At 62.3% G+C, this 901-nt stretch carries 2 protein-coding genes; both read right to left on the bottom strand.

Annotated features, from left to right (window positions below; all coding sequences use genetic code 11):
- The coding region (locus tag A3730_RS01510) for a tRNA-dihydrouridine synthase (protein WP_197477217.1) at nucleotides 1–212 on the bottom strand (212 nt) is incomplete at its 3' end.
- A gap of 123 nt (nucleotides 213–335) precedes the next feature.
- Nucleotides 336–901, bottom strand: a 566-nt coding sequence (locus tag A3730_RS01505) for a DUF3426 domain-containing protein (RefSeq protein ID WP_156500774.1), incomplete at its 5' end; no start/stop codon positions are given.

The following is a 901-nucleotide window of genomic DNA, read 5'->3' as shown; positions in this document are numbered from 1 at the left end:
ATCTGGACAGAGATGGGGCCCGGTTCGCCGCGGTGATCCAACCGTTGGCGAGACTTTCGAGAGTTCCACAGACGGGTGTCCGAGGTCACCATTTCCGACACCAGCAGGCCGGCTCCCAGGTCCCTGCACAAACGCCGGAAAGGGCGATCCGTGACGCCGGCCATGGGGGCCAGAATCAGGGAATTGGGCAGGTTATAGGGTCCGATCTGCATGGCGCCGGGCTTGGGGTGTCTAAAAGGGGAGACAATGATAGAGATCGACGGCCCGGGATGAAAGGGCAGCCTGCCATGAGCTGACGGGCTGCCGATGGATTGCTGTTGTGCGGCTGGATGCGGTTAGCGCTGACTGATCTGGTCGCGGGGCTGCGGGGCCGGAAGCAGGCGCAGGTTGTAGTTCACCGCCTTGTCACCCGGGTCCACGATTTCCAGAGAAATATGCAGCGGGGTGCGCGTGGGCATGGTTTCCATGCCGAGCAGATCCCCTTGCAGGTATTCCTGTGGGGTGAAGCGCCGGCTGGCAACGGGGCCGCCATTGAGAGCGCTGAAGCTCAGTTCCAGTTCCGGGAAGGGCTGGGGGTACTTGGCTTCATTGAACAGGATGGCGTCCACAATCAGGGCGTTGGCGTAATCCGGATGGCTGCGTACCACCAGGTTGGCGCCGCGCAGCTGGGTGATGTCTGAGCGGCTGGGCAATTGGCAGCCAAGTACATCACAGGCTTGCTGGTACATTGGGCGCCATTGCGGGCTACGGGCCAGGTCATCGAAGTTGAAGAAGGCGTATTGGCCGATCAGCACAACCAGAGCGATGACTGACAGAGACGTCCACTTGGCCAGGCCGCCCCAGTCCCGGCGCTGGCGGAAATGGTTGTCACGTTCGCGCACGGGCTTGCCGATGGGAACGG

Source organism: Alcanivorax sp. HI0044, from assembly GCF_001634945.1.
The sequence above is the reverse complement of the archived record's forward strand: the minus strand, read 5'-3'. Positions and strand labels throughout refer to the sequence as shown.